We start from the raw sequence: 19736 nt of genomic DNA, 5'->3' as shown, positions 1-19736 counted from the left end.
TTCAGCCGAAGTTCGGCGCGCGCCGCTCGCGCAGCGAGGCCACGCCCTCGCGCACGTCGGCGCCCGCGAAGCCCATGAACTCGAGCGCCAGCGAGGCGTCGAAGGCCGGGCCGGCCTGGCGCAGCCAGTTGTTGAGCGCGTATTTGGTCAGGCGGATCGCGCTCTGGCTGCCAGCCGCGAGCCGGTCGGCCACTTCGTAGGCACGCGGCAGCAGATCGGCCTCGTCCACCGCAAGCGACACCAGGCCGATGCGCTCGGCCTCTTCGCCGCTCACCGGCTCGCACAGCAGCAGGTGGTACTTGGCCTTGGCCATGCCGCACAGGAGCGGCCAGACGATGGCCGCATGGTCGCCCGCCGCCACTCCGAGGCGCGTGTGGCCGTCGACGATCTTCGCGCCCTTCGCGGCAATCGAAATATCGGCCAGCAGCCCCGCCACCAGACCGGCGCCCACGGCCGGGCCATGCATCGCGCTCACGATGGGCTTGTCGCAGTTGATGATGTTGTAGACGAGGTCGCGCGCCTCTTTCCAGACCCGCTGGCGCACCGCATCGTCGGTGGTCATGTCCTGCACCATTGCCAGGTCGCCGCCGCCCGAGAAGCCCAGCCCTTCGCCCCTCAGCACCGCGCAGCGCACCGTGTCGTCGGCCGACACGTCGCGCCAGATTTCGGCGAGTTCGCGGTGGCCATCATGGCCTGCCGTCGGCAGCTTGCCGTTGGTGGCGCGCATCTGGATGTCGAGCACCGCATCGTTGATGCCGCGGCGCGTGATGGCAAGGGTCTGGTAGCGCGTGTAGTCCATGGCGTGTCTCCGCCCCGCATCGCCTGCGGGGACTTTCTTTTTCGTCGAAAGACGGGACGCCTATTTTCGCGCCGCCACCTCGCGGCAGCGCTGCACATTCGCCTCGAAGCGCGGCGCCAGCCCGGGCTCGCACCCATCGCTCGCGGGATTGAGCCTGCACATGCCGACGACCACATAGTCCATCACCGCCTCGGTGCACATCGGGTACTTGGCGAGATCGGGGTTGGCCCTGCGCCTTGAAGCCCCAGCGCTCGGAAAACTGCACCGTGCGGGCCACTGCGCCTTGGAAAAAGCTGCGGTCCCGGGCCGCGATGGCAGCTTCCATGCGCGGCAGTTCCTCGTTCAGGTAGCCGACCGAATCCAGCGGAAACGACGAGGGGTCCTGCTGGGCGGCTGCGAGGGAGGCAGCCAGTACGAACGGCACGGCGGCAAGAGTACGCAGCAGCGAAGAAGGCGCGAAGCGGAAAGATGGACGGTGTGGTTGCATGGCTTGGGATTCTGCAACGTTTGGAAGCATCTTTGAATGGCAGGCGATGCGTACGCGCGACGCCAAGCGCAGCTACCTGCCCTTTTTTTGCTTGTCGAACTTGCGCCAGTACTGGAATTCGTCTTCATGCACTTCGAGGTCGACCTCCGAGATGCGCGATTGCAGCCGCTCCTGCACGTCGGCCACGGCCTTGTTGTAGACGACGGGGCCGACCTCTTCGAGAAAGAAACCGAGCAGAGCGCCGGCCGCGATGTTGCCGATTTTCTCTTCCATGTTCTCGATGAAATAGCGCTCGATCGACGCGATCGCCTGCTGGCGGGCTTCCTTGGAGATTTCGATGGTCATGCGGACTGCTCTGGGTGGATGTCGGGCCGATCGATTGTGCCGCTACCATGCGCTGCGGGCGCGCGCGGCCCGCCGCACCAAGACCTACTACAACACGGAGACCGCCTCATGAAGTTCCACCCGGCCGCATTGGCCGCCCTTGCCTTGGCTGCCCTCGCGGGCTGCACCTCCCTGACCCCCACCGTGCCGCAGCGCCAGCTGATGCTGGTCGCCAACGACGAAAAGCAGTCATGGAGCGACGCCGGCGCGGTGATCCTCGCGCCGATGGGGCGCGACACGGTGCAGGTGCTCGACATCGGCACCGACCCGCTCGCACCGAGGCTCGTCGGCACGCTGCAGCTGGACAACACCATCGCCGGCCCGCCAACCAACCTCGCGATCACGCCCGGCGAAACGCTGGCGCTGGTGGCCAACTCGCTCAACGTGGTCGAAGAGAACGGCGTGCGCAAGCAGGTGCCGGACAACCGCCTCTTCGTCATCGACCTGAGCACCACGCCGCCCAGGCTGATCGACACACTCACCGTGGGCAAGCAGCCTTCGGGCCTGTCGATCAACCGCGCGGGCAACCTTGCGCTGGTGGCCAACCGCGCCGACAACTCGGTCAGCGTGCTGCGCATCGCGGGCAAGCAGGTGACGCTGATCGACACCGTCGCCATGGGCGATTCCGTGGCACACGTGCGCTTCACGCCCGACGGCAAGCGCGCGTTGGCGGCCAAGTTCACCAGCCACAAGATCGCGCTGCTCGAGGTGAACGGCGAGAAGGTCAGCTACAACAAGGTCGATCTCGCGGCTGGCCTCTGGCCCTACAACGTCGACGTGACGCCCGACGGCAAGCTCGCGCTCACGGCCGACAACGGCAACTCGGGCGCATCCGACGGGCAGATCGACACAGTGAGCGTGATCGATCTCGAAGCGACACCGCCGCGCGTGGTCGACAAGGTGGTGGTGGGCGACGGCCCCGAAGGCCTGGCCGTGAGCCCGACCGGCAAGCACGCCGTGGCCGTGATCCTGCGCGGCAGCAACGCGTCGAAGAGCGCCTACTTCTACAACCGCAACGGCTCGGTGGTGCTGCTGAAGATCGATGGCAAGAAGGTGACGCGCGCCAACGAGGTGGTGGTGCGCGGACTGCCCGAAGGCGCGGTGTGGAGCGCCGACGGCAAGTACCTCTACGTGGGCAACTTCATCGACCAGGACATCACGATCCTGCGCGTCGACGGCGATACGCTGGTGCCGACGGGCCAGTCGTTTCCGCTGCAGGGGCATCCGGCCGCAATGCGCGGGACAATGACGCACTGACGCAACCCACTACCCCGACGAAGAAGCCATGGCGCAACCCAAAAGACAACTCCGCACGCTCGAACGCGGCATCCTCTGCCTGGTGATCGGCGCCGCCGTTCTGCTGGCGCCGCGCTTCCTGCAGGGCACGCGCTGGTTCGACATGGTGGCCGGCGCCTACCTGGTCGGCTGGTTCGCGCTGGTGCTGGGTGCGGCGCTGGTCGGCGTTGGCCTGTTCCAGCGCGGCAAGTCGCGCCAGTGAAAGCTGGCGCCTGGCGGCATCGAGAGGCTCAGCCCTTCTTGCCGCGCAGCTTGACTACAAGTTCCACAGCCGCCAGCACGATGGCGCCGGCGACAAGGCCCACCCCGGCATTCACGCCCATCGAACCGAGCGCACCGAACACGCCGCCGGTGGCCGCGGTCCAGTCCTCGATGGCGTGGCCGAAGGCCGGCACGCCGTGCACCAGGATGCCGCCGCCCACCAGGAACATGGCCGCGGTGCCCGCGATCGACAGCCCCTTCATGAGCCAGGGCGCCGCCGCGAGAATGCCGCGCCCCAGGGCCTGCGCGGCCTTGCCCGCCTGCCGGCTCAGGTAGAGACCCGCGTCGTCGAGCTTCACGATGCCGGCCACCAGGCCGTAGACGCCGATGGTCATGATCAGCGCAATGCCTGCGAGCACGGTGAGCTGCGTGACAAAGGACTGGCCCTGCACGGTGCCCAGCGTGATGGCGATGATCTCGGCCGAAAGAATGAAGTCGGTGCGCACCGCGCCCTTGATCTTGTCCTTTTCGACCGCGACCACGTCGACGGCCTCGTCGGCCACGGCGCGTTCGTGGCGCGCGGTGTCGGCTTCATGTTCCTGCTTGTGCAGGAACTTGTGAGCCAGCTTCTCGAAGCCCTCGAAGCAAAGAAAGGCGCCGCCAACCATCAGCAGCGGCGTGACCAGCCAGGGCAGCCAGGTGCCGATGGCCAGCGCCGCGGGCACCAGGATGAGCTTGTTGATGAACGAGCCCTTGCACACCGCCCAGACCACCGGCAGTTCGCGGTCGGCCTTGACGCCGGAGACCTGCTGCGCGTTGAGCGCCAGATCGTCGCCGAGCACGCCGGCCGTCTTCTTGGCGGGCGACCTTGGTGAGGACCGAGACGTCGTCCAGGACGGTTGCAATGTCGTCGAGCAGCAGGAGCAGGCTGGTGGCCATGGCAGAGGTCGGTCTGAAAAAGAAAGCGGCGAGCTTAGCCGCAAGCGCGGGGCCCGCCAGCAATACCCGTACGCGTCAGGCGACGCTGCGCTTGAGCCGGATCTCCTCGACCCGCACGGTGCCCAGCGCGGTGGTCTTGGCGGTCTTCATTTCGCGCTTGAAGCCGGCGAGCTCGAAGAAACGCATGGCGCGGTCGTTGCGAATGGGCACCCATGCGGTGACCGTGGTGCAGCCCTCTTCCTCGAGGCCTTCGCGCGCGGCATCCCAGAGGGCCACGCCGATGCCCTTGCCCCAATGCTCGGGCTTGACGTAAAGGGCCCAGATCTCGCCCGTGGTGGACGGCGTCTTGGGGTCGCGCGAGCGGTCGAAGCCGACGAAGCCGACGATTTCGCCGTCCTGCACCGCCACCTGCACCTGCGGTTCGCTGAATTCGATGGCTTCGCGCCACTTGGCTTCGCGCGAAGCGGGCGCCAGCAGGCGCAGCTCTTCTTCGGGCAGGATGCCTTCGTAGGCGGCCTTGGCGGCCAGGGCATGGACTTCGGCGACGGCCTTGGCGTCGCGCATGGTGGCGGGGCGAACTTCGTAATCTGACATGGATGCGGGGGAAATCAAAAGGAACTGCGTATTGTCGCCGCACCGCTAAACTGCCCGCTACCACGCCGCATACACAGCATCAAAAGGAGTCGATATGGCCAAGGGTCAACAGCGCGCAAACAAGGAAGCCAAGAAACCGAAGAAGGACACTTCGCCGCCCAAGCCGGTGGGCACCGGCGGCATCGAACCCGTCCGCACGATCACCACGGCGGTGATCCCGCGCGGCAAGCTCAAGAACAAGTGACCAGCGAATCGCCGGCCCCGGCACCCGCCAAGCCGGTCCAGCCCCGCAACCCGCTGCACGGGCTCACGCTGGAGGCCATCGTCACGGCGCTGGCCGATTACTACGGATGGGAGCAGCTCGGCGAACTCGTTCCCATCCGCTGCTTCGCGATCGACCCGAGCGTGGGCTCCAGCCTCAAGTTCCTGCGCAAGACGCCCTGGGCGCGCGAGAAGGTCGAAAGCCTCTATCTTTTCATGCTGCGCGAACAGCGCCGCGAGCAGCAGCAACAGCAGCCCCCACAGCGATGAGGGTCCGGCTCGAACCGTCGGGCCTCGGCTTCGACGCCGAGGCCGGCACCACGCTGCTGAAATCGGCCGAGGCGGCCGGCATCGAGATGCCGAGCTCCTGCCGCAACGGCACCTGCCGCACCTGCATCTGCCAGCTGGTGTCGGGCTCCATCCGCCACGTCATCGAATGGCCCGGCCTGAGTGCCGAGGAAAAGGCCGAGGGCTGGATCCTGCCCTGCGTGGCCGAGGCGCAAGGCGACCTGACGATCGACGCGCCCCAGGCGTTTTCGGTCTTCTGAAGGCCGCGGCGTTTCGCCCTACTTGGCCGCCGCCGGCATCGCAAGCACCAGCCGGTCGCGCTGCGCCAGAGACGGAAACAGCTTGAACCAGCCCAGCGCCACCATCATGGTTCCCACGCCGCCCACCACCACCGAGCCCACCGGTCCGAGCAGCGCCGCCGTGGCCCCCGATTCGAACTCGCCCAGTTGGTTGCTGGCGCCGATGAAGATCGAATTGACCGCGCTCACCCGGCCGCGCATCGCATCGGGCGTCTCGAGCTGGACCAGGGTCTGGCGGATCACCACGTTGACCATGTCGGCGCCGCCGGACACCGCCAGCGCAATCAACGAGACGATGAAGCTGCGCGAAATGCCGAACACCACCATGCAGAGCCCGAAGAGGCCGACGGCCATCAGCAGCGTGCGGCCGATGTTGCGCTCGATGGGCCGGCGCGTAAGGGCGATCGACATCACGAGTGCGCCCACGGCGGGCGCGCCGCGCAGCAGCCCGAGCCCCCAGGGCCCTGTGTGCAGGATGTCCTTGGCGTAGATGGGCAGCAGCGCCACCGCGCCGCCCAGCAGCACCGCGAAGAGATCGAGCGAGACGGCGCCGAGCACCGGCTTGCGCTTCCAGATGAAATCGACGCCCGCGAACACCGTGGCCAGCGTGACCGGCTCGCGCGCAGCCGGCGTGTAGGCATAGCGCAGCCGCAGCACGAGCGCGCAGGCCACTGCGAAGCACAGCACGCTGGCGCCGTACACCACCGCCATGCCCGCCACGAACAGCAGCCCGCCGAGCGCCGGCCCGCCGATGATCGCGCCCTGCATGCCGGCCGAGCTGAAAGCCATGGCGCGCGGCAGCATGATGGGCGGCACCAGCAACGGCGTGAGCGCCTGCTGCGCCGGCATCTGGAAGGCCCGCACCGCGCCCAGCACCAGCGACAAGCCCAGCAGCAGGCCGCGCGTGTCGAAGCGCTGCACCACCGCGAGCAGCAGCACCAGCGCCACCAGCCCCTGCACCGCAAAGCAGGCCGCCACGATGCGGCCGCGATGGCGGCGGTCGACCACATGGCCGGCCAGCAGCGCAAGCAGCAAGGCGGGCACGAACTGGTAGAGGCCCACGAGCCCGAGGTCCCAGGCGCTGCCGGTGAGCTCGTACATGTGCCAGCCGATGGCCACCAGCAGCATCTGCGAAGCCGCGGTGCCGAAGAGCCGCGCCACCCACATCTGCATGAACGGGCGCTCGCGCCGGAGTTCGGTAAAGCTCGGGGGCGGGGGAACGGAGGCGGAAACGGAGGCTGGGGAGACGGGGCCGGACATTCGCTCGAGGATAGCCGAGGCTGCATGAGCCGCGCATGAGCGCGGGCTCTGGTCCCCCTGCTCCTCTCTACACTTCCGCCTACCCATGCCGGACATCGACCTCATCCACGAAGACGCCCACCTGCTGGTGCTGAACAAGCCCGCCGGCCTGCTCTGCGTGCCCGGCCGCGGCGAAGACAAGCAGGACTGCCTGAGCGCGCGCGCCATGCGGCGATGGCCCGACGCGCTGGTCGTTCACCGGCTCGACATGGCCACCAGCGGCCTGGTGCTGATGGCACGCGGCGCCGCCATGCAGCGGGCGCTCGGCGACGCCTTTGCCGAGCGCCGGGTGCACAAGCGCTACGAGGCCATCGTGGACGGCGCGCTGCCGGTGCAGGACGAATGGTCGGTCATCGATGCGCCGCTCGCGGCCGACTGGCCGAACCGTCCGCTGCAGAAGGTGGACCCGGCCGGCAAGCCCAGCCTCACGCGCTGTCGTGCGCTGTCTTCAGCGTCGATCGGAGATGCCGAGGCCACGCACCTGCTGCTGGAGCCGCTCACGGGGCGCTCGCATCAATTGCGCGTGCATCTGCTGTCGATCGGCCATCCGATCCTGGGAGATGCGCTCTACGGCAATGCCGATGTCCAGGCGCGTGCGCCGCGCCTGCTGCTGCATGCCGCCGAGCTGGGTTTCGTGCATCCGGTAACGCAGCAGGCCCTTTGCTTGCAGAGCCCGCCGGACTTCCTGGGCAGCTCTTTTTTTACAGCCCGCCCTTGACCACGAGCACCGGCATCGGCGCATCCTGCAGCACGCGCTGCGTGACACTGCCCAGCAGCAGCTTCTCGATGCCGCTGCGCCCGTGCGAGCCCATCACGATCAGGTCGGCCGCAATGGCAATGGCGGTATCGACGATGCCTTCGTGCACCACGTGGCCGTCGATCACGCGCTGGTCGCTGTGCAGGCCCTCGGCGGCGAGCGCCGCCACGCCGCGCGCGAGCGCCGCATTCGCACTCGCGGTGGCCGCGGCCAGGTATTCGTTCTGGCCCAGCGCATAGTCCGCACCCACGCCGATGAAGGGATAGTTGTCGATCACGTGGATCAACGTGATGCGGCTTCCGAATGCCAGCGCCAGGCCGCTGGCCTTGCTGACCGCGAGCATGGAAGTTTCGGAGCCGTCGATCGGAACCAGGATGTGATTGAACATGGCGGACCTCACTTTTCGTTCGCAGACAGGCGCGGCTCGCAACCGAGCCGGGCCCCCAATTTAACCTCTGCGCCGGGGAGTGGCTGTAGGACTCAAGCCAGCGGGATCAATCCCCCTGGAAACTCCCGGCGCGGCAGGTGACGACCAGCGTGTCGCGCCAGCCGGCGCCGCCCTCCTCGAGCGGCTGGATCGGCGTGGACTCGTGGATCACGCGCGCGTCGTCGAGCAGCAGCAGCGTCCAGGGCTCGGTCATGGTGAAGCGCTCGCCGCGGCGCCCGTCGGCTTCGAACACGCGCGTTTCGCCGCCCTTGATGCCGTGGCGTCCGAGCAGTGCCACCGCCACCAGGTCGACGCCGTCGCGGTGTGCGCCTTCGGGTGTCGGCCGGCCGATGCCGCCCGCGGTGTCGATGCGGAACTGGTGCGCCTCGACGAACCACGGCTGCGCCGCCGTGCCGCGCATGCCGCTCGCGGCTTCGCCCAGGCGCTGCAGCAGGCGCTGCCAGGCCGGCTGCGCCGCGGTAGCTTCATGCATGGGCGCGAACCAGCGTTGCATGCCGCCATGCAGCGCGTTGTATTCGACCGGCTGCCAGTGCGCGCGATGCGGCGCCTGCGCGATCGAATCGCCCTCGACCGTGAAGCAGGCGTGGCGCCGCGTGCGATAGCGGCCGCCGTCCTTCAGGTATTCGTCGGGCGGGAGATCGTTCCAGTCGGCATGCAGCGCTTCGAGCTGCGCGAGCGGCACGCCCAGCCAGTCGCTCACGCCTTGCGGGCTCAATACCGCATAGCCTTGTTCACGCAGGGCAGCCTGCAGTTCGGCGGGCGGGATGAATGGCGGGGCGAATGCGGCCGTGGTCACGACGCGGTGACTTTCACGTCCTTCCAGAACGCAACGCGGTCGCGGATTTCTTCGGCTTCGGGCTTCGGGTCGGCGTAGTACCAGGCAGCGTCGGTATGGAGCTCGCCGTTGACCAGCAGCGAGTAGTAGCTGGCCGTGCCCTTCCAGGCACAGGTGGTCTTGTGGTTGCTGAAGGTCACGTGGTCGCGATTGAGCGAGCTCATCGGGAAATAGTGGTTGCCTTCGACGAGCACGGTGTCGTCGCTTTCGGCGATGGTGACGCCGTTCCAGGTTGCTTTCATGTCTTTCACTCCAAGGGGGAGGTGGTGCGGGCGCAGTTGGCGGGGTGCGCTGCCGCACGGGGAAGGATATTGTGCACGTTGCTTTTGGCGGGGTTCGGGGGCCGGGTCTCGCCCCGGCGGGCGAGCTACTTTCTTTTGCTTCGCCAAAAGAAAGTAGCCAAAGAAAAGGCGACCCCACTGTCTGCGACCCCTTCGCTGCGCTACGGGGCAACCTGCGGTGCTCGCGTTTCGCGGGGTCCGCAGAACTCGCTTCGCTCAAACAGCTGCGGCCCTGATCCGCGAAACGCTCCGCTCCTCGGCGCATACAGAGGGGGTTGGATACCGAACGGGCCTTTGCTTCGCTCGGCCACCAAGCCACCGCGGCGCTGCGCGCCGCGGTGGTTGGGATTGGCTGTTGGGATTGGGTTTGGGTTTGGGTTTGGTACTTGGGGCCGAGCGAAGCGATGGCCTGTCTTCTCCCCACCCCTTCTGGCTGCGCCGAGGAGCGCAGATGGAGGCGGGATCAGGGCCGCAGCTGTCTGAGCGGAACGCAGTGGAGCGAGTTCTGCGGACCCCCGCCGGAATCGAGCACCGCAGGTTGCCCGCAGCGAAGCGGAGGGACGCAGACAGCAGGGTCGCCTTTTCTTTGCTTACTTTCTTTTGGCGAAGCAAAAGAAAGTGAGTCGCCCGCCGGGGCGAGACCCGGCCCCGGAACAAAAATCAAGCCCCCAACCAATGCACGCTGAAGAGCCTCTCCGGATCCGTCCACACAGCCCCAGGCCGAAACCCCGCCTTCACAGCCAGCGCCCGCAGCCCCTCCACGGTGAACTTGTGCGAGTACTCGGTATGAATCGTCTCCCCTTCCTCGAACGCAAACCGCTCGCCGTTCAGTGACACGATCTGGGCTCGACGGCTCACCAGATGCATCTCGATGCGCTGCTTCGGCGCGTTGTAGAACGCCGCATGTGCAAAGCCATCGAGGTCGAAATTCGCATCGAGCTCGGCATTGGCGCGCCGCAGCAGGTTGAGGTTGAATGCCGCGGTCACGCCCTGCGCGTCGTTGTAGGCCGCATGCAGGCGGCCCGGGTCCTTCACCAGGTCGACGCCGATCAACAGCCCGCCGCCGCGCAGCATGCGTGCCGCGAGCTGCAAAAAGGCCAGTGCCTCGTCGGGCTCGAAGTTGCCGATCGTCGAGCCGGGGAAGAACCCCACGCGCTTGCCCGCACCAGGCAAGGGCGCCGGCAGCACCAGCGGCATCGTGTAGTCGGCCGCAATCGGCTGCACCACCAGTTCGGGGTAGTCGGCCCTGAGCCGCTCGGCGGCGGCGGCCAGGTGCTCGCCGGAGATGTCGATCGGCAGGTAGCGCCTGGGCGCGTCGAGCGCATCGAGCAGCAGCCGCACCTTGGTGAGCGAGCCGGCGCCGAACTCGACGATCTCGGCGCCGGGCCCCACCTGCGCGGCGATCTCGCCCGCGCATTCGCCAAGGATGCGCAGCTCGGTGCGCGTGGGGTAGTACTCGGGCAATTCGCAGATGCGGTCGAACAGCTGCGAGCCCGCCGCGTCGTAGAAATATTTGGGCGAAATGCTGCGCGGCTTGCGCGCAAGGCCGGCCTGCACCTCGCGGCCGAACTCCGAGAGCAGCGGCGCGCCCTCCAGGGCGGCGGGCGCCACGGGCTGGCGCTGCTGTGGGGCGGCGGCAAACGAAAAGGAGGACGAGGATGTTGGATTGCGCATGATTCAAATGTCTTTCGCGAGCCGCAGCCCCGAGAACTGCCAGCGCGCCGCCGGCGGAAAGAAATTGCGGTAGCTGGGCCGCGTGTGCCCGGCCGGGGTGGCCACGCTGCCACCACGCAACACCAGCTGGCCCACCATGAACTTGCCGTTGTATTCGGCCGCGATGCCGGGCATGGGCCTGAACCCGGGGTATGGGTCGTAGGAGGAGCGCGTCCACTGCCAGACGTGGCCGGCCATCTGCGAGATGCCGGGCGCATCGAAGGCAGCTTCCCATTCGAATTCGGTGGGCAGGCGCGCACCGGCCCATTCGGCATAAGCGGCGGCCTCGTAGAAGCTCAGCTGCGACACCGGCGCGTCGGCCTCCATCGGCCGCACGCCATGCAGGCCGAACACCTGCCAGCCGCCCTGCGGCTGCTGGGCTTCCAGGCGGGGATCGTCGGCGGCCAGCCAATAGGCCGGATGCCGCCAGCCCTGCGCCTGCACCGCCGCCCAGCCGTCGGAAAGCCAGAGCTCGGGGCGTTGGTAGCCGCCATCGGCAATGAACTGCGCATAGTCGCCGCAGCTCACCAGCCGGTCGGCAATGGCATAGGGCTGCAGCAGGGCCGCGTGGCGCGGCGTTTCGTTGTCGAAGGCAAAGCCCTGCTGCGGCCCCTCGTGGCCCACCTGCACCATGCCGCCCGGCTGCGCCAGCCAGCGCATTGCCGGCGGCACGGCGGCCAGCCGCAGCGCGGGTCCTGGCGCCGGCTTGTAGGCGGGCAGCAGCGGGTTGCACGAGAAGGCATGGAGGATGTCGGTGAGCAGCAGTTCCTGGTGCTGCTGTTCATGGTGCAGCCCGAGCGTGACGATGGGCTCGATGGCGGCCCAGTCGATCTCGCCGGCGCTGTTGTCGAGCAATGCAAGCACCGCCTCGTCGACATGGCTGCGGTAGGCCTGCACCTCGTCCACGGACGGGCGCGTGAGCAATCCGCGCTGCGGGCGCGGATGGCGCGGCCCGAGCGCTTCGTAGTACGAGTTGAAGAGGTAGTGGAACCGCTCGTCGAACGGCCGGTAGCCCGCGGCATGCGGCTGGAGCAGCACGGTCTCGAAGAACCAGGTCGTGTGCGCGAGGTGCCATTTGGTCGGGCTCGCGTCGGGCATCGACTGGATGCACTGGTCTTCGGCGGAGAGCGGCGCGGCGAGTGCCAGGCTGGCGGCCCGCACTTCGCGGAACTTGCCGCGCAGTGCGCTCGCCGCCTGGGTGATCGGCCGGGAAAGCGTCATGAAGTCTCCAGTCGGGTCAACCGCAATTTGTAGCCGATGGCCGTTGCCGCAGCGCGTAGGACAAGTTCGCGCCGTTGAGGCGCCGTGCCATGCCGCGCCAAGGGGCCGCAGCCATCGGTGGGGGAGCCACTTTGGCACAAGATCGGCCGGCTTGCAGGGCGGCGGCGTATCGGCTGCGTATCATCTGTTCGATGCAAACGACCAACGCCCCCGCCCGCCCCCATGTCGTGATCGTCGGCTGCGGATTCGGCGGGCTCGAAGCCGCCCGCAGGCTCGAAAGAGCCGACGTGGACGTGACGGTGATCGAAAAGACCAACCACCACCTGTTCCAGCCCCTGCTCTACCAGGTGGCGACCGCCGGGCTCGCCGCGCCGTCGATCGCGGCGCCGGTGCGCGCCCTGTTCCGCCAGCAACCGCGCATCACCACCCTGCTCGGCGAAGTGAGCGCCATCGATCCGGCCGCACGGGCGGTCCGGCTGGCCAACGGCAGCTTCGTGAGCTACGACCACCTGGTCGTCGCGGCCGGCGCGGCCCACAGCTATTTCGGCCACGACGAATGGGCGGCCGTCGCGCCGGGCCTCAAGACGCTGTCGGATGCCTTCGAGATCCGCCGCCGCGTGCTGATGTCGTACGAAGCGGCCGAAACGGCGACCGACCCGCAACGCCGCCGCGCCCTGCTGACCTTCGTGGTGATCGGCGCCGGTCCGACGGGCGTCGAGATGGCCGGCACGCTGGCCGAGATTGCCAGGCACACGCTGTGCGGCGAGTTCCGCCGCATCGATCCCGGGAGTGCCCAGGTGCTGCTCGTCGAAGGCGGGCCGCGCGTGCTGCAGGCGATGCCCGAGAGCCTGAGCCAGAAGGCGCTGGAGCAGCTCGAAAGGCTCGGCGTCGAGGTGCGGCTCAATGCGCGCGTGACCGCCATCGACGCCGGCGGGCTCGAAGTGGAGGCGGGTGGCGGCGCTGACGGCGCCCCTGCCGCCAGCTACCGGATCGACAGCAGCTGCGTGGTGTGGGCCGCGGGCGTGGCGGCGTCGCCCCTGGGGCGCATGCTGGGCGAGGCGACCGGTGCCGAATGCGACCGCGCGGGCCGCATCAAGGTCGAGCCCGACCTGAGCCTGGCCGGCCATCCCGAGATCAGCGTGGTGGGCGACCTGGCGGCAGCCCTGAGCTACGCGCCCGGCAAGCCGCCGAAGCCGGTGCCCGGCGTGTCGCCCGGCGCCAAGCAGATGGGCCGCGCGGCGGCCGCGAACATTCTTCGCCGCATCGCGGGCGAGCCGACCGTGCCCTTCCGCTACCGGGACTACGGCAACCTGGCCACCATCGGCCGCAATTCGGCGGTGGTGGACCTGGAAACGCCCTTGGGGCCGCTGCGCTTCAGCGGCCGTCTGGCATGGCTGTTCTGGCTGTTCGCGCACGCATACTTCCTGATCGGCTTTCGCAACCGCATCGTCGTGATGATGGACTGGGCCAGCGCCTACTGGAGCTTCCAGCGCAATGCGCGCGTGGTGGCGGACGTGCAGGGCAAGAGCGAGTCGTAGCGGCGGATCCACGGACACCCGCGGAGGCGCCGCGCCGGCGCATTCGCGCGGCTCAACTCAGCTCAGCTCAGTTCAGAACAGGAAGCCGTCCCAATGGTTTTCGCGCTGGCGCCGCCGCCATTCCCAGGGCGGCGTCGGCCTGGCGCCGGCCCACAGTCCCAGGCGCCGCGCCCGCGCGCTGTCCTGCAGCCTGAACAACTCACCGCCGCGCCGCGTGGCGATGCCATTGAAGTCGTACACCCACGCCCAGCCTTCGGCCACCATCCGGGTGCCCGCGTCCTCGCCGTTGCAGCGCACGTCGGCCACGGTGCGGCCATAGCGGTCGGTGTCGCGCTCGGTGATGACCGCCTGCTCGAAATAGCAGATGCGGCTCAGGGCCTGCCTGCTGCGCTGGCCGTAAGGCTGCGTTCTTTCGGGCGCATCGATGGCGGCAATGCGCACCTTGACCTCCTCGTAGGCACCGATGTGCCCGCATCGGGCAGTAAGCGTGTCACCGTCGCTGATGCCGACCACCAGGCAGGTTCGAGAAGAAGCGGCCTGCGACAGCAGCGGCAGAAGAAGCGCAAGACAGGCGGCGGGCAGGAAGCGCAAGCGCATGGATGGAGAAACCTTGGCGGTCGAAGCCATGGATTCTCGGTGCGAAATGCCCCGGTCCCGGGGCATGAACCCGCTGTTACCGGGCCCCGTTCTCGTCTTCCTGCAGCAGCCGCCACATCACCTTGCCGCTGCCGCTCTTGGGCAGCGCGTCGACGAACTGCACCTTGCGCGGGATCTTGTAGACCGCCATATTCTCGCGGCACCAGTCGATGATCTGCTGCTCCGTGGTGTCCTTGTGCGTGGCGCGCAGCACCACCACGGCCTTGACCGATTCACCGCGGTAGTCGTCCCTGGTGGAAATGACGCAGGCCTCCTGGATGGCGGGATGGCGGAACATCAGCAGCTCGACCTCGGCAGGCCACACCTTGAAGCCGCTCGCATTGATCATGCGCTTCAGGCGATCGGTCATGAAGAAGTAGCCGTCCTCGTCCATCCGGCCCATGTCGCCCGAGCGGAAGAAGCGCTTGCCCTCGAACTCGACGAAAGCGGCCCGGGTGGCGTCGGGACGCTTCCAGTAGCCCTCAAACACCTCGGGGCCGTGGATGATGATCTCGCCCGATTCGCCGATGGGCATTTCGGCCAGCGTGTCGGGGTCGACCACGCGGGCGTCGGTGCTCATGAACGGGATGCCCAGGCACTGCTGCTTGGGGTTCTCCGACGGGTTGGTGTGCGAGGGCGCGGCAGTTTCGGTGAGGCCGTAGCCTTCCTGGTACTTGAGGCCGTACTGCTCGAACAGGCGCTGCGCCACGGCCTGCGGCATGGCGGCGCCGCCGCCGCCGATGTGCGTGAGGCTCGACAGGTCGTAGCTCGCGAAGTTCGGGCTCGCCATGAGGTCGATCACCATGGTGGGGATGTTGGTCCAGCTCGTGACCTTCCAGCGCGAGATGAGCCGGCCCGCCACCTCGCGGTCCCAGCGCGGCATGATGACCAGCGTGCCGCCCGCGAGGATGGAGGTGTGCATCATGCTCACCACGCCGGTGATGTGGAACATGGGCACCACGGCCAGCACCACCGCTTCCGACGTGGCCTGGCCCCAGAGCTGGCTGGCCACCGCGTTGTGCATGAGGCTCGAATGATGGTGCACGCAGCCCTTGGGCAGGCCGGTGGTGCCGCTGGTGTAGGGCAGCAGCGCCATGTCGTTGGCGCCCACCAGGTGCTCGGGTGCCGGATGGCCGGCCGCGAGCGCGTCGGTCCAGGCCATGGCCTTGCCGCCCGTCAGTTCGGGGAGCGGATGGCGCGTGGCGAGCCACTCTTTCCATGCCGGCGCCGGGGCGTCGTCGCCGTTCGCGTCGGCGTCGAAGGCGTCGGTGAACTGGGTCACGATCATGTGGGCCAGTTGCTGCTCAGGCGGCAGCGCGTTGCTGGCCTTTGCCAGCTCGCCGGCCAGGTCGCCGGTGGTGATGGCCACCTTGGCGTCCGGGTCGACGATGTAGTGCTTGAGCTCCTCGGACCGGTTCATCGGGTTGACCGGCACCACCACCGCATTGGCGCGCAGGATCGCGAAATGCGCGATCACGAGCTGCGGGCAGTTCTGCATGTTCAGCACCACGCGGTCGCCGCGCTTCACGCCCAATGCATGCAGCATGCCGGCCAGGCGCTCGGCCTGGGCCGCAAAGTCGCGGTAGCTCAGCACCCGGCCGAAGAAGACCAGCGCGGCCTTGTCCGGATAGCGCGCCGCCGACGTCGCGAGGTTGTGCCACAGCGAGGTGGCGGGAACGGTGATCGAATGCGGAAGGCGCTTGGGCCAGAACTTGTGGTGCGGGCGTGGTTGCATGGTCAAGGCAGGCGAACGGAGGAGAGAGAAGGAAGACAGGCCGCAGCCTAAGCCGAGCCGTGCGCCGCTCCCATCGGGGAAGCCCCCGGGAGCGTCACCTTGGCGACGCCCTTCTTCTTCTTGCCTCTCCTCGCCTCTCCTCCCGATTTCGCGATCTTCACCGCATGCGCCCTGCGACTACAGACAAGCCCGGCGTTCCGCGCGATACCTGCGTCTCCCATCACCATCATCCGAATGAAGGAGAGTTTTCATGGCAGCAGACAAGCACGCAAGCGTTCACTGGGAAGGCGCCGGCAAGACCGGCAAGGGCCTCGTCAGCACCGAGACCGGCGCCCTCAAGGACTACCCCTACGGCTTCGCCAGCCGCTTCGAGGACGACAAGCGCGGCACCAACCCCGAGGAAATCGTCGGCGCGGCCCATGCGGCCTGCCTCACGATGGCCTTTGCCTTCGCGCTGGAGAAAGAAGGCTTCACCGCCACGAAGATCGACACCCGGGCTGCCGTGCGGCTGGCCAAGGACGGCGAAGGCTTCAAGATCGACCGCATTGCGCTCGAACTCGATGCCGCCGTGCCAAAGCTCGAAGAAGCGAAGTTCCAGCAGATCGCGGCCGCCGCCAAGGCCGGCTGCCCACTGTCGAAGGCGCTGGCCAGCGTGCCGGAAATCACGCTGAAGGCCACGCTCGCCGGCTGAACCGCTGCTTATGATCGTCTCCACTTGAAAAAAGAGGAGACGATCCATGGCTCATCCGGTCCGCGCCGCCATCCTGGCGGCTTTGTTTTCAATCGCCTCGTTCGGCATCGGTGGCGCCGCCCTGGCCGCCTACCCCGACAAGCCGATCAAGCTCGTCATCGGCTTCCCGGCCGGCGGCCCCCTCGACCAGCATGCGCGCCTCTTGACGGACAAGCTGCAGGCGGTGCTGGGCCAGCCGCTGATCGTCGACTACAAGCCCGGCGCGGGCGGTTCGGTGGGCGCCGATGCGGTCGCCAAGAGTCCGGCCGACGGCTACACGCTGATGCTGGCCAACACCGGCGTGGCGGTGATCAATGGCGCCCTCTACAGCAAGCTGCCCTACAACACGCAGCGCGACTTCGTGCCGATTGCGCGCACCGCGATGCAGCCGCTGGCCCTGCTGGTCACGCCCAAGCTGCCGGTGCAGAATCTGCGGCAGTTCGTCGACTACGCCAAGGCGCGGCCCGGCCAGGTCAACTACGGCTCGGCCGGCAACGGCGGCATCAGCCACCTGGTGCCAGAGATGTTCAAGACCGCGACCGGCATCTTCATGGTGCACATCCCCTATCGCGGCAGCGCTCCGGCCTTCACGGACCTGATGGGCGGGCAGGTGCAGTTCATGGCCGAGTCGATTCCGCAGGCGGCCAACTATCACAAGCAGGGCAAGGTGCGTGCGCTGGCCGTGACCAGCCGCGAGCGCAACCCGGCGCTGCCGGACGTACCGACGGTGATCGAATCGGGTATCAAGGGCTTCGAAGTGGTGGGCTTTTACGGCTTCTTCGCGCCAAAGGACACGCCCGGGGATGTGGTCGCCAGGCTGAGCGATGCGTTCAAGCAGGTGCTGACCAGCCCAGAAGTGCGCGAACGCATGGTGAGCCAGGGCGCGGACCCGGCCTACCTGGGCAGCGAGGACTTCGCGCGCTTTCTTGCCACCGAGACGCCGCGCTGGGACAAGGCGGTGAAGGCTTCGGGCGCGCGGATGGATTGATCGCTGGCGGTTGGGGGCGCTGTTTTCCAGGGCGCTGTTTTCCAGGGCGCGTGCACAGGACACCGGGTACTCCCCTCCGCGAATGTCCCCCGGCCTTCGGCCTCCTCCTTTATTTCGCTGCGGGGAGCACCCGATGCCCTGTGCACCAGGGCACGCTGCTGGTGAACGGCTGATCAACGACTGCTGCGCATAACGCTCCCGTCGATGGGGTGCCTTGCGCAGCGAAATAAAGGAGGAGGCCGCAGGCCGGGGGACATTCGCGGAGCAAGGTACCCCGTCGGCGGGAGCGCGCCCTGAACAGCAGCGCCCGGAACAACGCCCTGAACCGAGCGCCATGCACCGCCGGCACGCAGCGCCAGCCCATTTCGGTGCACATAGCTTGCATACCAGTTGGCACAGAAGCTGCTGGTATGCATGCCAATGTCTACATCCGCATCCGAAATCAGTGCACGCATCGTCGAGGCGGTGATGGCGCAGAAGCTCGCGCCGGGCTCGCGCCTGGGCGAACAGCCGCTGGCCATGCTGTTCGACTGCAGCCGCACCATCGTGCGGGAGGCGCTCACCCGGCTGGCGGCGCGCGGCATCGTCACGGTGAGCGCGCGGCGCGGCTGGTTCGTGATCGAGCCGTCGCAGGACGAGGCGCGCGAAGCCTTCGAGGCGCGCCGCGTCATCGAGTTGGGCCTGATCCGTAGTACGGGCAGCACCGGCAAGATCGACAAGGCCGCGCTGCGCCAACTGAAGGCGCACCTGCAGCGTGAAAAGGCCGCACTGAAAGAGAGCGACGTCGGCAACCGCAGCTTCCTGCTCGGCGATTTCCATGTGTGCCTGGCCGAATGCCTGGGCAACACGCTGCTGGCCGACACCTTGCGCGACTTCACGGCGCGCACCACGCTGATCGCCATGCTCTACCAGTCCACGCACGACGCCGTGCAATCGTGCGAGGACCACGTTCAGATTGTCGCCGCGCTCGAACGGGGCGACCACGCCGCCGCCGAGGCGCTGATGGCCGCGCACATCGGTACGGTGCAATCAGCGCTGCGCGTGCAGGCGCCCACCGATCCGCTCGCGCAGCTGCGCGATGCGCTGGCGCCGCTGCAACAGAAGAAGACCACCGCGGCCAGGCCGAGGCGGCGCAAGGCCACCACGCCTTCCCCCGACGACACCGATTCATCGACTTACCTAGGAGCCCTGCTATGACCCACCCATCGTTCTCTTCGTCCAAACGCCACCTCACGCTCGCGCTTGCTTCCGTCGCCATGCTGGCCGCGGCCGGCACCGCCCAGGCCCAGAACGCCCTGGACAACGTGCTCAAGGCCAAGACCATCAAGATCGCGGTGCCCACCGACTACCCGCCGTACGGCTCGGTGGACAAGAACATGAAGCCCCAGGGCCTCGACGTGGAAATGGCCGAGCTGATCGGCGCCAAGCTGGGCGTCAAGGTCGAGCTGGTGCCCGTGACCAGCGCCAACCGCATTCCCTATCTGCAGACCCGCAAGGCCGACCTCGTGATCTCCACGCTCGGCAAGAACGCCGAGCGCGAGAAGGTGATCGACTTCTCCGCCGCCTACGCGCCCTTCTTCCAGGCCGTGTATGCGGCCAAGAGCATGAAGCTCACCAGCTTTGCCGACATGGCCGGCAAGACCGTCGCCGTGACACGCGGCGCGATGGAAGACCAGGAACTGAACAAGGTGGCGCCGCCGAACGTCGACTACCGCCGCTTCGAGGACAACAACGCGACCATCGCGGCCTTCGTGGCCGGCCAGACGCAGACCCTGGCGACCAGCGCGGCAGTCGCCGGCGACATGCTCGCCAAGAATCCGAAGGTGAGTGCCGAATTCAAGCTGCTGCTCAAGGACAGCCCCTGCTTCGTGGGCGTGGCCAAGGGCGAAACCGCATTGAAGACCAAGGTCAACGAGATCATTGCCGCCGCCAAGAAGGACGGCACGCTGGACGCCATGTCGAAGAAGTGGCTTGGCAAGGCCGCCGGCGACCTGCCGGTCTGAGCGT

The 19736-nt window shown here is 67.7% G+C and carries 23 protein-coding genes and 1 pseudogene; 11 read left to right on the top strand and 13 right to left on the bottom strand.

Annotation, left to right across the window (positions count from 1 at the left end; all coding sequences use genetic code 11):
- Position 1 precedes the first annotated feature (1 nt).
- From QFZ47_RS21325 to QFZ47_RS21315, 3 genes are all read right to left on the bottom strand, one after another.
- Positions 2–799 carry an enoyl-CoA hydratase/isomerase family protein gene (locus QFZ47_RS21325; RefSeq protein ID WP_307657522.1) on the bottom strand — a complete coding sequence of 266 codons (798 nt, stop codon included), beginning with the start codon at positions 797–799 and terminating at the stop codon, positions 2–4.
- A gap of 60 nt (positions 800–859) precedes the next feature.
- Positions 860–1000, bottom strand: coding sequence for a hypothetical protein (locus tag QFZ47_RS21320; protein ID WP_307657521.1), 141 nt, complete (start codon positions 998–1000; stop codon positions 860–862).
- Positions 1001–1358: 358 nt separating this feature from the next.
- Positions 1359–1631, bottom strand: a complete 273-nt coding sequence (locus QFZ47_RS21315; protein WP_307657520.1) for a DUF2164 domain-containing protein — start codon at positions 1629–1631, stop codon at positions 1359–1361.
- A 108-nt stretch (positions 1632–1739) separates the two neighbouring features.
- Between QFZ47_RS21315 and QFZ47_RS21310 the strand changes: the two genes are divergently transcribed.
- Both QFZ47_RS21310 and QFZ47_RS21305 read left to right on the top strand, forming a co-directional pair.
- Positions 1740–2927: a YncE family protein gene (locus QFZ47_RS21310; protein WP_307657519.1), complete on the top strand. Its 1188-nt coding sequence runs from the start codon at positions 1740–1742 to the stop codon at positions 2925–2927.
- 28 nt (positions 2928–2955) lie between these two features.
- The gene (locus QFZ47_RS21305; protein WP_307657518.1) at positions 2956–3168 is read left to right on the top strand and encodes a hypothetical protein; all 213 of its coding nucleotides are present in this window, start codon (positions 2956–2958) and stop codon (positions 3166–3168) included.
- Between the two features lie 28 nt (positions 3169–3196).
- On the opposite strand, the pseudogene QFZ47_RS21300 reads toward QFZ47_RS21305, so the two are convergent.
- Positions 3197–4106 (bottom strand): annotated as a pseudogene (locus QFZ47_RS21300) (DUF808 domain-containing protein).
- Between the two features lie 75 nt (positions 4107–4181).
- Positions 4182–4700 carry a GNAT family N-acetyltransferase gene (locus QFZ47_RS21295; RefSeq protein ID WP_307657517.1) on the bottom strand — a complete coding sequence of 173 codons (519 nt, stop codon included), beginning with the start codon at positions 4698–4700 and terminating at the stop codon, positions 4182–4184.
- A gap of 94 nt (positions 4701–4794) precedes the next feature.
- On the opposite strand from QFZ47_RS21295, the gene QFZ47_RS21290 reads away from it, so the two are divergent.
- From QFZ47_RS21290 to QFZ47_RS21280, 3 genes are read left to right on the top strand one after another with little or no spacing between them, the layout of a single operon-like run.
- Positions 4795–4944 (top strand): hypothetical protein, encoded by a 150-nt coding sequence (locus QFZ47_RS21290; protein ID WP_015866429.1) that lies wholly within the window; start codon positions 4795–4797, stop codon positions 4942–4944.
- On the top strand, positions 4941–5231 hold the full coding sequence (locus QFZ47_RS21285; RefSeq protein ID WP_307657516.1) for a VF530 family protein: 291 nt from the start codon (positions 4941–4943) through the stop codon (positions 5229–5231). The genes QFZ47_RS21290 and QFZ47_RS21285 overlap by 4 nt, the downstream gene beginning before the upstream one ends.
- Entirely contained in the window at positions 5228–5509 is a 282-nt protein-coding gene (locus QFZ47_RS21280) for a 2Fe-2S iron-sulfur cluster-binding protein (protein ID WP_307657515.1), read from the top strand. Before QFZ47_RS21285 ends, QFZ47_RS21280 begins: the two co-directional genes overlap by 4 nt.
- 18 nt (positions 5510–5527) lie before the next feature.
- On the opposite strand, the gene QFZ47_RS21275 is transcribed toward QFZ47_RS21280, so the two are convergent.
- Entirely contained in the window at positions 5528–6721 is a 1194-nt protein-coding gene (locus tag QFZ47_RS21275; RefSeq protein WP_307658986.1) for an MFS transporter, read from the bottom strand.
- A gap of 172 nt (positions 6722–6893) precedes the next feature.
- Between QFZ47_RS21275 and QFZ47_RS21270 the strand changes: the two genes are divergently transcribed.
- Positions 6894–7565: an RluA family pseudouridine synthase gene (locus QFZ47_RS21270; protein WP_307657514.1), complete on the top strand. Its 672-nt coding sequence runs from the start codon at positions 6894–6896 to the stop codon at positions 7563–7565.
- Here the strand turns inward: QFZ47_RS21270 and QFZ47_RS21265 are convergent.
- The 5 genes from QFZ47_RS21265 to egtB form a co-directional block, all read right to left on the bottom strand.
- Positions 7549–7992, bottom strand: coding sequence for a universal stress protein (locus QFZ47_RS21265; RefSeq protein WP_015866434.1), 444 nt, complete (start codon positions 7990–7992; stop codon positions 7549–7551). The genes QFZ47_RS21270 and QFZ47_RS21265 overlap by 17 nt on opposite strands.
- Positions 7993–8098: 106 nt before the next feature.
- Complete coding sequence (locus QFZ47_RS21260; protein WP_307657513.1) at positions 8099–8848, bottom strand: 2OG-Fe dioxygenase family protein; 750 nt, start codon at positions 8846–8848, stop codon at positions 8099–8101.
- Positions 8845–9129, bottom strand: a complete 285-nt coding sequence (locus QFZ47_RS21255) for a DUF427 domain-containing protein (RefSeq protein ID WP_145746146.1) — start codon at positions 9127–9129, stop codon at positions 8845–8847. The genes QFZ47_RS21260 and QFZ47_RS21255 overlap by 4 nt, the downstream gene beginning before the upstream one ends.
- Positions 9130–9828: 699 nt before the next feature.
- Positions 9829–10842, bottom strand: coding sequence for an L-histidine N(alpha)-methyltransferase (gene egtD, locus QFZ47_RS21250; RefSeq protein WP_307657512.1), 1014 nt, complete (start codon positions 10840–10842; stop codon positions 9829–9831).
- A gap of 3 nt (positions 10843–10845) precedes the next feature.
- A complete protein-coding gene (egtB, locus tag QFZ47_RS21245) occupies positions 10846–12102 on the bottom strand; it encodes an ergothioneine biosynthesis protein EgtB (protein ID WP_307657511.1) in 1257 nt (418 codons plus the stop codon).
- A 191-nt stretch (positions 12103–12293) separates the two neighbouring features.
- On the opposite strand from egtB, the gene QFZ47_RS21240 reads away from it, so the two are divergent.
- Entirely contained in the window at positions 12294–13640 is a 1347-nt protein-coding gene (locus QFZ47_RS21240; RefSeq protein WP_307657510.1) for an NAD(P)/FAD-dependent oxidoreductase, read from the top strand.
- A gap of 72 nt (positions 13641–13712) precedes the next feature.
- Here the strand turns inward: QFZ47_RS21240 and QFZ47_RS21235 are convergent, their stop codons facing one another.
- Entirely contained in the window at positions 13713–14237 is a 525-nt protein-coding gene (locus tag QFZ47_RS21235) for a thermonuclease family protein (protein WP_307658985.1), read from the bottom strand.
- Positions 14238–14313: 76 nt separating this feature from the next.
- On the bottom strand, positions 14314–16011 hold the full coding sequence (locus QFZ47_RS21230) for a long-chain fatty acid--CoA ligase (RefSeq protein ID WP_307657509.1): 1698 nt from the start codon (positions 16009–16011) through the stop codon (positions 14314–14316).
- 250 nt (positions 16012–16261) lie between these two features.
- Here QFZ47_RS21230 and QFZ47_RS21225 point away from each other — a divergent pair, with 250 nt between their 5' ends.
- The 4 genes from QFZ47_RS21225 (at position 16262) to QFZ47_RS21210 (ending at position 19732) form a co-directional block, all read left to right on the top strand.
- Positions 16262–16702 carry an OsmC family protein gene (locus QFZ47_RS21225; protein ID WP_307657508.1) on the top strand — a complete coding sequence of 147 codons (441 nt, stop codon included), beginning with the start codon at positions 16262–16264 and terminating at the stop codon, positions 16700–16702.
- Between the two features lie 46 nt (positions 16703–16748).
- Entirely contained in the window at positions 16749–17729 is a 981-nt protein-coding gene (locus QFZ47_RS21220; RefSeq protein ID WP_307657507.1) for a Bug family tripartite tricarboxylate transporter substrate binding protein, read from the top strand.
- 420 nt (positions 17730–18149) lie between these two features.
- On the top strand, positions 18150–18926 hold the full coding sequence (locus QFZ47_RS21215; RefSeq protein ID WP_307657506.1) for a GntR family transcriptional regulator: 777 nt from the start codon (positions 18150–18152) through the stop codon (positions 18924–18926).
- Positions 18923–19732: a transporter substrate-binding domain-containing protein gene (locus QFZ47_RS21210; RefSeq protein WP_307657505.1), complete on the top strand. Its 810-nt coding sequence runs from the start codon at positions 18923–18925 to the stop codon at positions 19730–19732. The genes QFZ47_RS21215 and QFZ47_RS21210 overlap by 4 nt, the downstream gene beginning before the upstream one ends.
- Positions 19733–19736 lie beyond the last annotated feature (4 nt).

The organism is Variovorax paradoxus (assembly GCF_030815975.1).
GTDB lineage: Bacteria > Pseudomonadota > Gammaproteobacteria > Burkholderiales > Burkholderiaceae_C > Variovorax > Variovorax paradoxus_N.
The sequence above is the reverse complement of the archived record's forward strand: the minus strand, read 5'-3'. Positions and strand labels throughout refer to the sequence as shown.

Coding starts and splice junctions, on each gene's coding strand:
- QFZ47_RS21320 (WP_307657521.1), bottom strand. CDS start 1,000: ATGTGCACCGAGGCGGTGATGGACTATGTGGTCGTCGGCATGTGCAGG.
- QFZ47_RS21265 (WP_015866434.1), bottom strand. CDS start 7,992: ATGTTCAATCACATCCTGGTTCCGATCGACGGCTCCGAAACTTCCATG.
- QFZ47_RS21230 (WP_307657509.1), bottom strand. CDS start 16,011: ATGCAACCACGCCCGCACCACAAGTTCTGGCCCAAGCGCCTTCCGCAT.
- QFZ47_RS21325 (WP_307657522.1), bottom strand. CDS start 799: ATGGACTACACGCGCTACCAGACCCTTGCCATCACGCGCCGCGGCATC.
- QFZ47_RS21290 (WP_015866429.1), top strand. CDS start 4,795: ATGGCCAAGGGTCAACAGCGCGCAAACAAGGAAGCCAAGAAACCGAAG.
- QFZ47_RS21220 (WP_307657507.1), top strand. CDS start 16,749: ATGGCTCATCCGGTCCGCGCCGCCATCCTGGCGGCTTTGTTTTCAATC.
- QFZ47_RS21255 (WP_145746146.1), bottom strand. CDS start 9,129: ATGAAAGCAACCTGGAACGGCGTCACCATCGCCGAAAGCGACGACACC.
- QFZ47_RS21310 (WP_307657519.1), top strand. CDS start 1,740: ATGAAGTTCCACCCGGCCGCATTGGCCGCCCTTGCCTTGGCTGCCCTC.
- QFZ47_RS21275 (WP_307658986.1), bottom strand. CDS start 6,721: ATGCAGATGTGGGTGGCGCGGCTCTTCGGCACCGCGGCTTCGCAGATG.
- QFZ47_RS21315 (WP_307657520.1), bottom strand. CDS start 1,631: ATGACCATCGAAATCTCCAAGGAAGCCCGCCAGCAGGCGATCGCGTCG.
- QFZ47_RS21215 (WP_307657506.1), top strand. CDS start 18,150: ATGTCTACATCCGCATCCGAAATCAGTGCACGCATCGTCGAGGCGGTG.
- QFZ47_RS21225 (WP_307657508.1), top strand. CDS start 16,262: ATGGCAGCAGACAAGCACGCAAGCGTTCACTGGGAAGGCGCCGGCAAG.
- QFZ47_RS21235 (WP_307658985.1), bottom strand. CDS start 14,237: ATGCGCTTGCGCTTCCTGCCCGCCGCCTGTCTTGCGCTTCTTCTGCCG.
- egtB (WP_307657511.1), bottom strand. CDS start 12,102: ATGACGCTTTCCCGGCCGATCACCCAGGCGGCGAGCGCACTGCGCGGC.
- egtD (WP_307657512.1), bottom strand. CDS start 10,842: ATGCGCAATCCAACATCCTCGTCCTCCTTTTCGTTTGCCGCCGCCCCA.
- QFZ47_RS21280 (WP_307657515.1), top strand. CDS start 5,228: ATGAGGGTCCGGCTCGAACCGTCGGGCCTCGGCTTCGACGCCGAGGCC.
- QFZ47_RS21270 (WP_307657514.1), top strand. CDS start 6,894: ATGCCGGACATCGACCTCATCCACGAAGACGCCCACCTGCTGGTGCTG.
- QFZ47_RS21295 (WP_307657517.1), bottom strand. CDS start 4,700: ATGTCAGATTACGAAGTTCGCCCCGCCACCATGCGCGACGCCAAGGCC.
- QFZ47_RS21210 (WP_307657505.1), top strand. CDS start 18,923: ATGACCCACCCATCGTTCTCTTCGTCCAAACGCCACCTCACGCTCGCG.
- QFZ47_RS21240 (WP_307657510.1), top strand. CDS start 12,294: ATGCAAACGACCAACGCCCCCGCCCGCCCCCATGTCGTGATCGTCGGC.
- QFZ47_RS21305 (WP_307657518.1), top strand. CDS start 2,956: ATGGCGCAACCCAAAAGACAACTCCGCACGCTCGAACGCGGCATCCTC.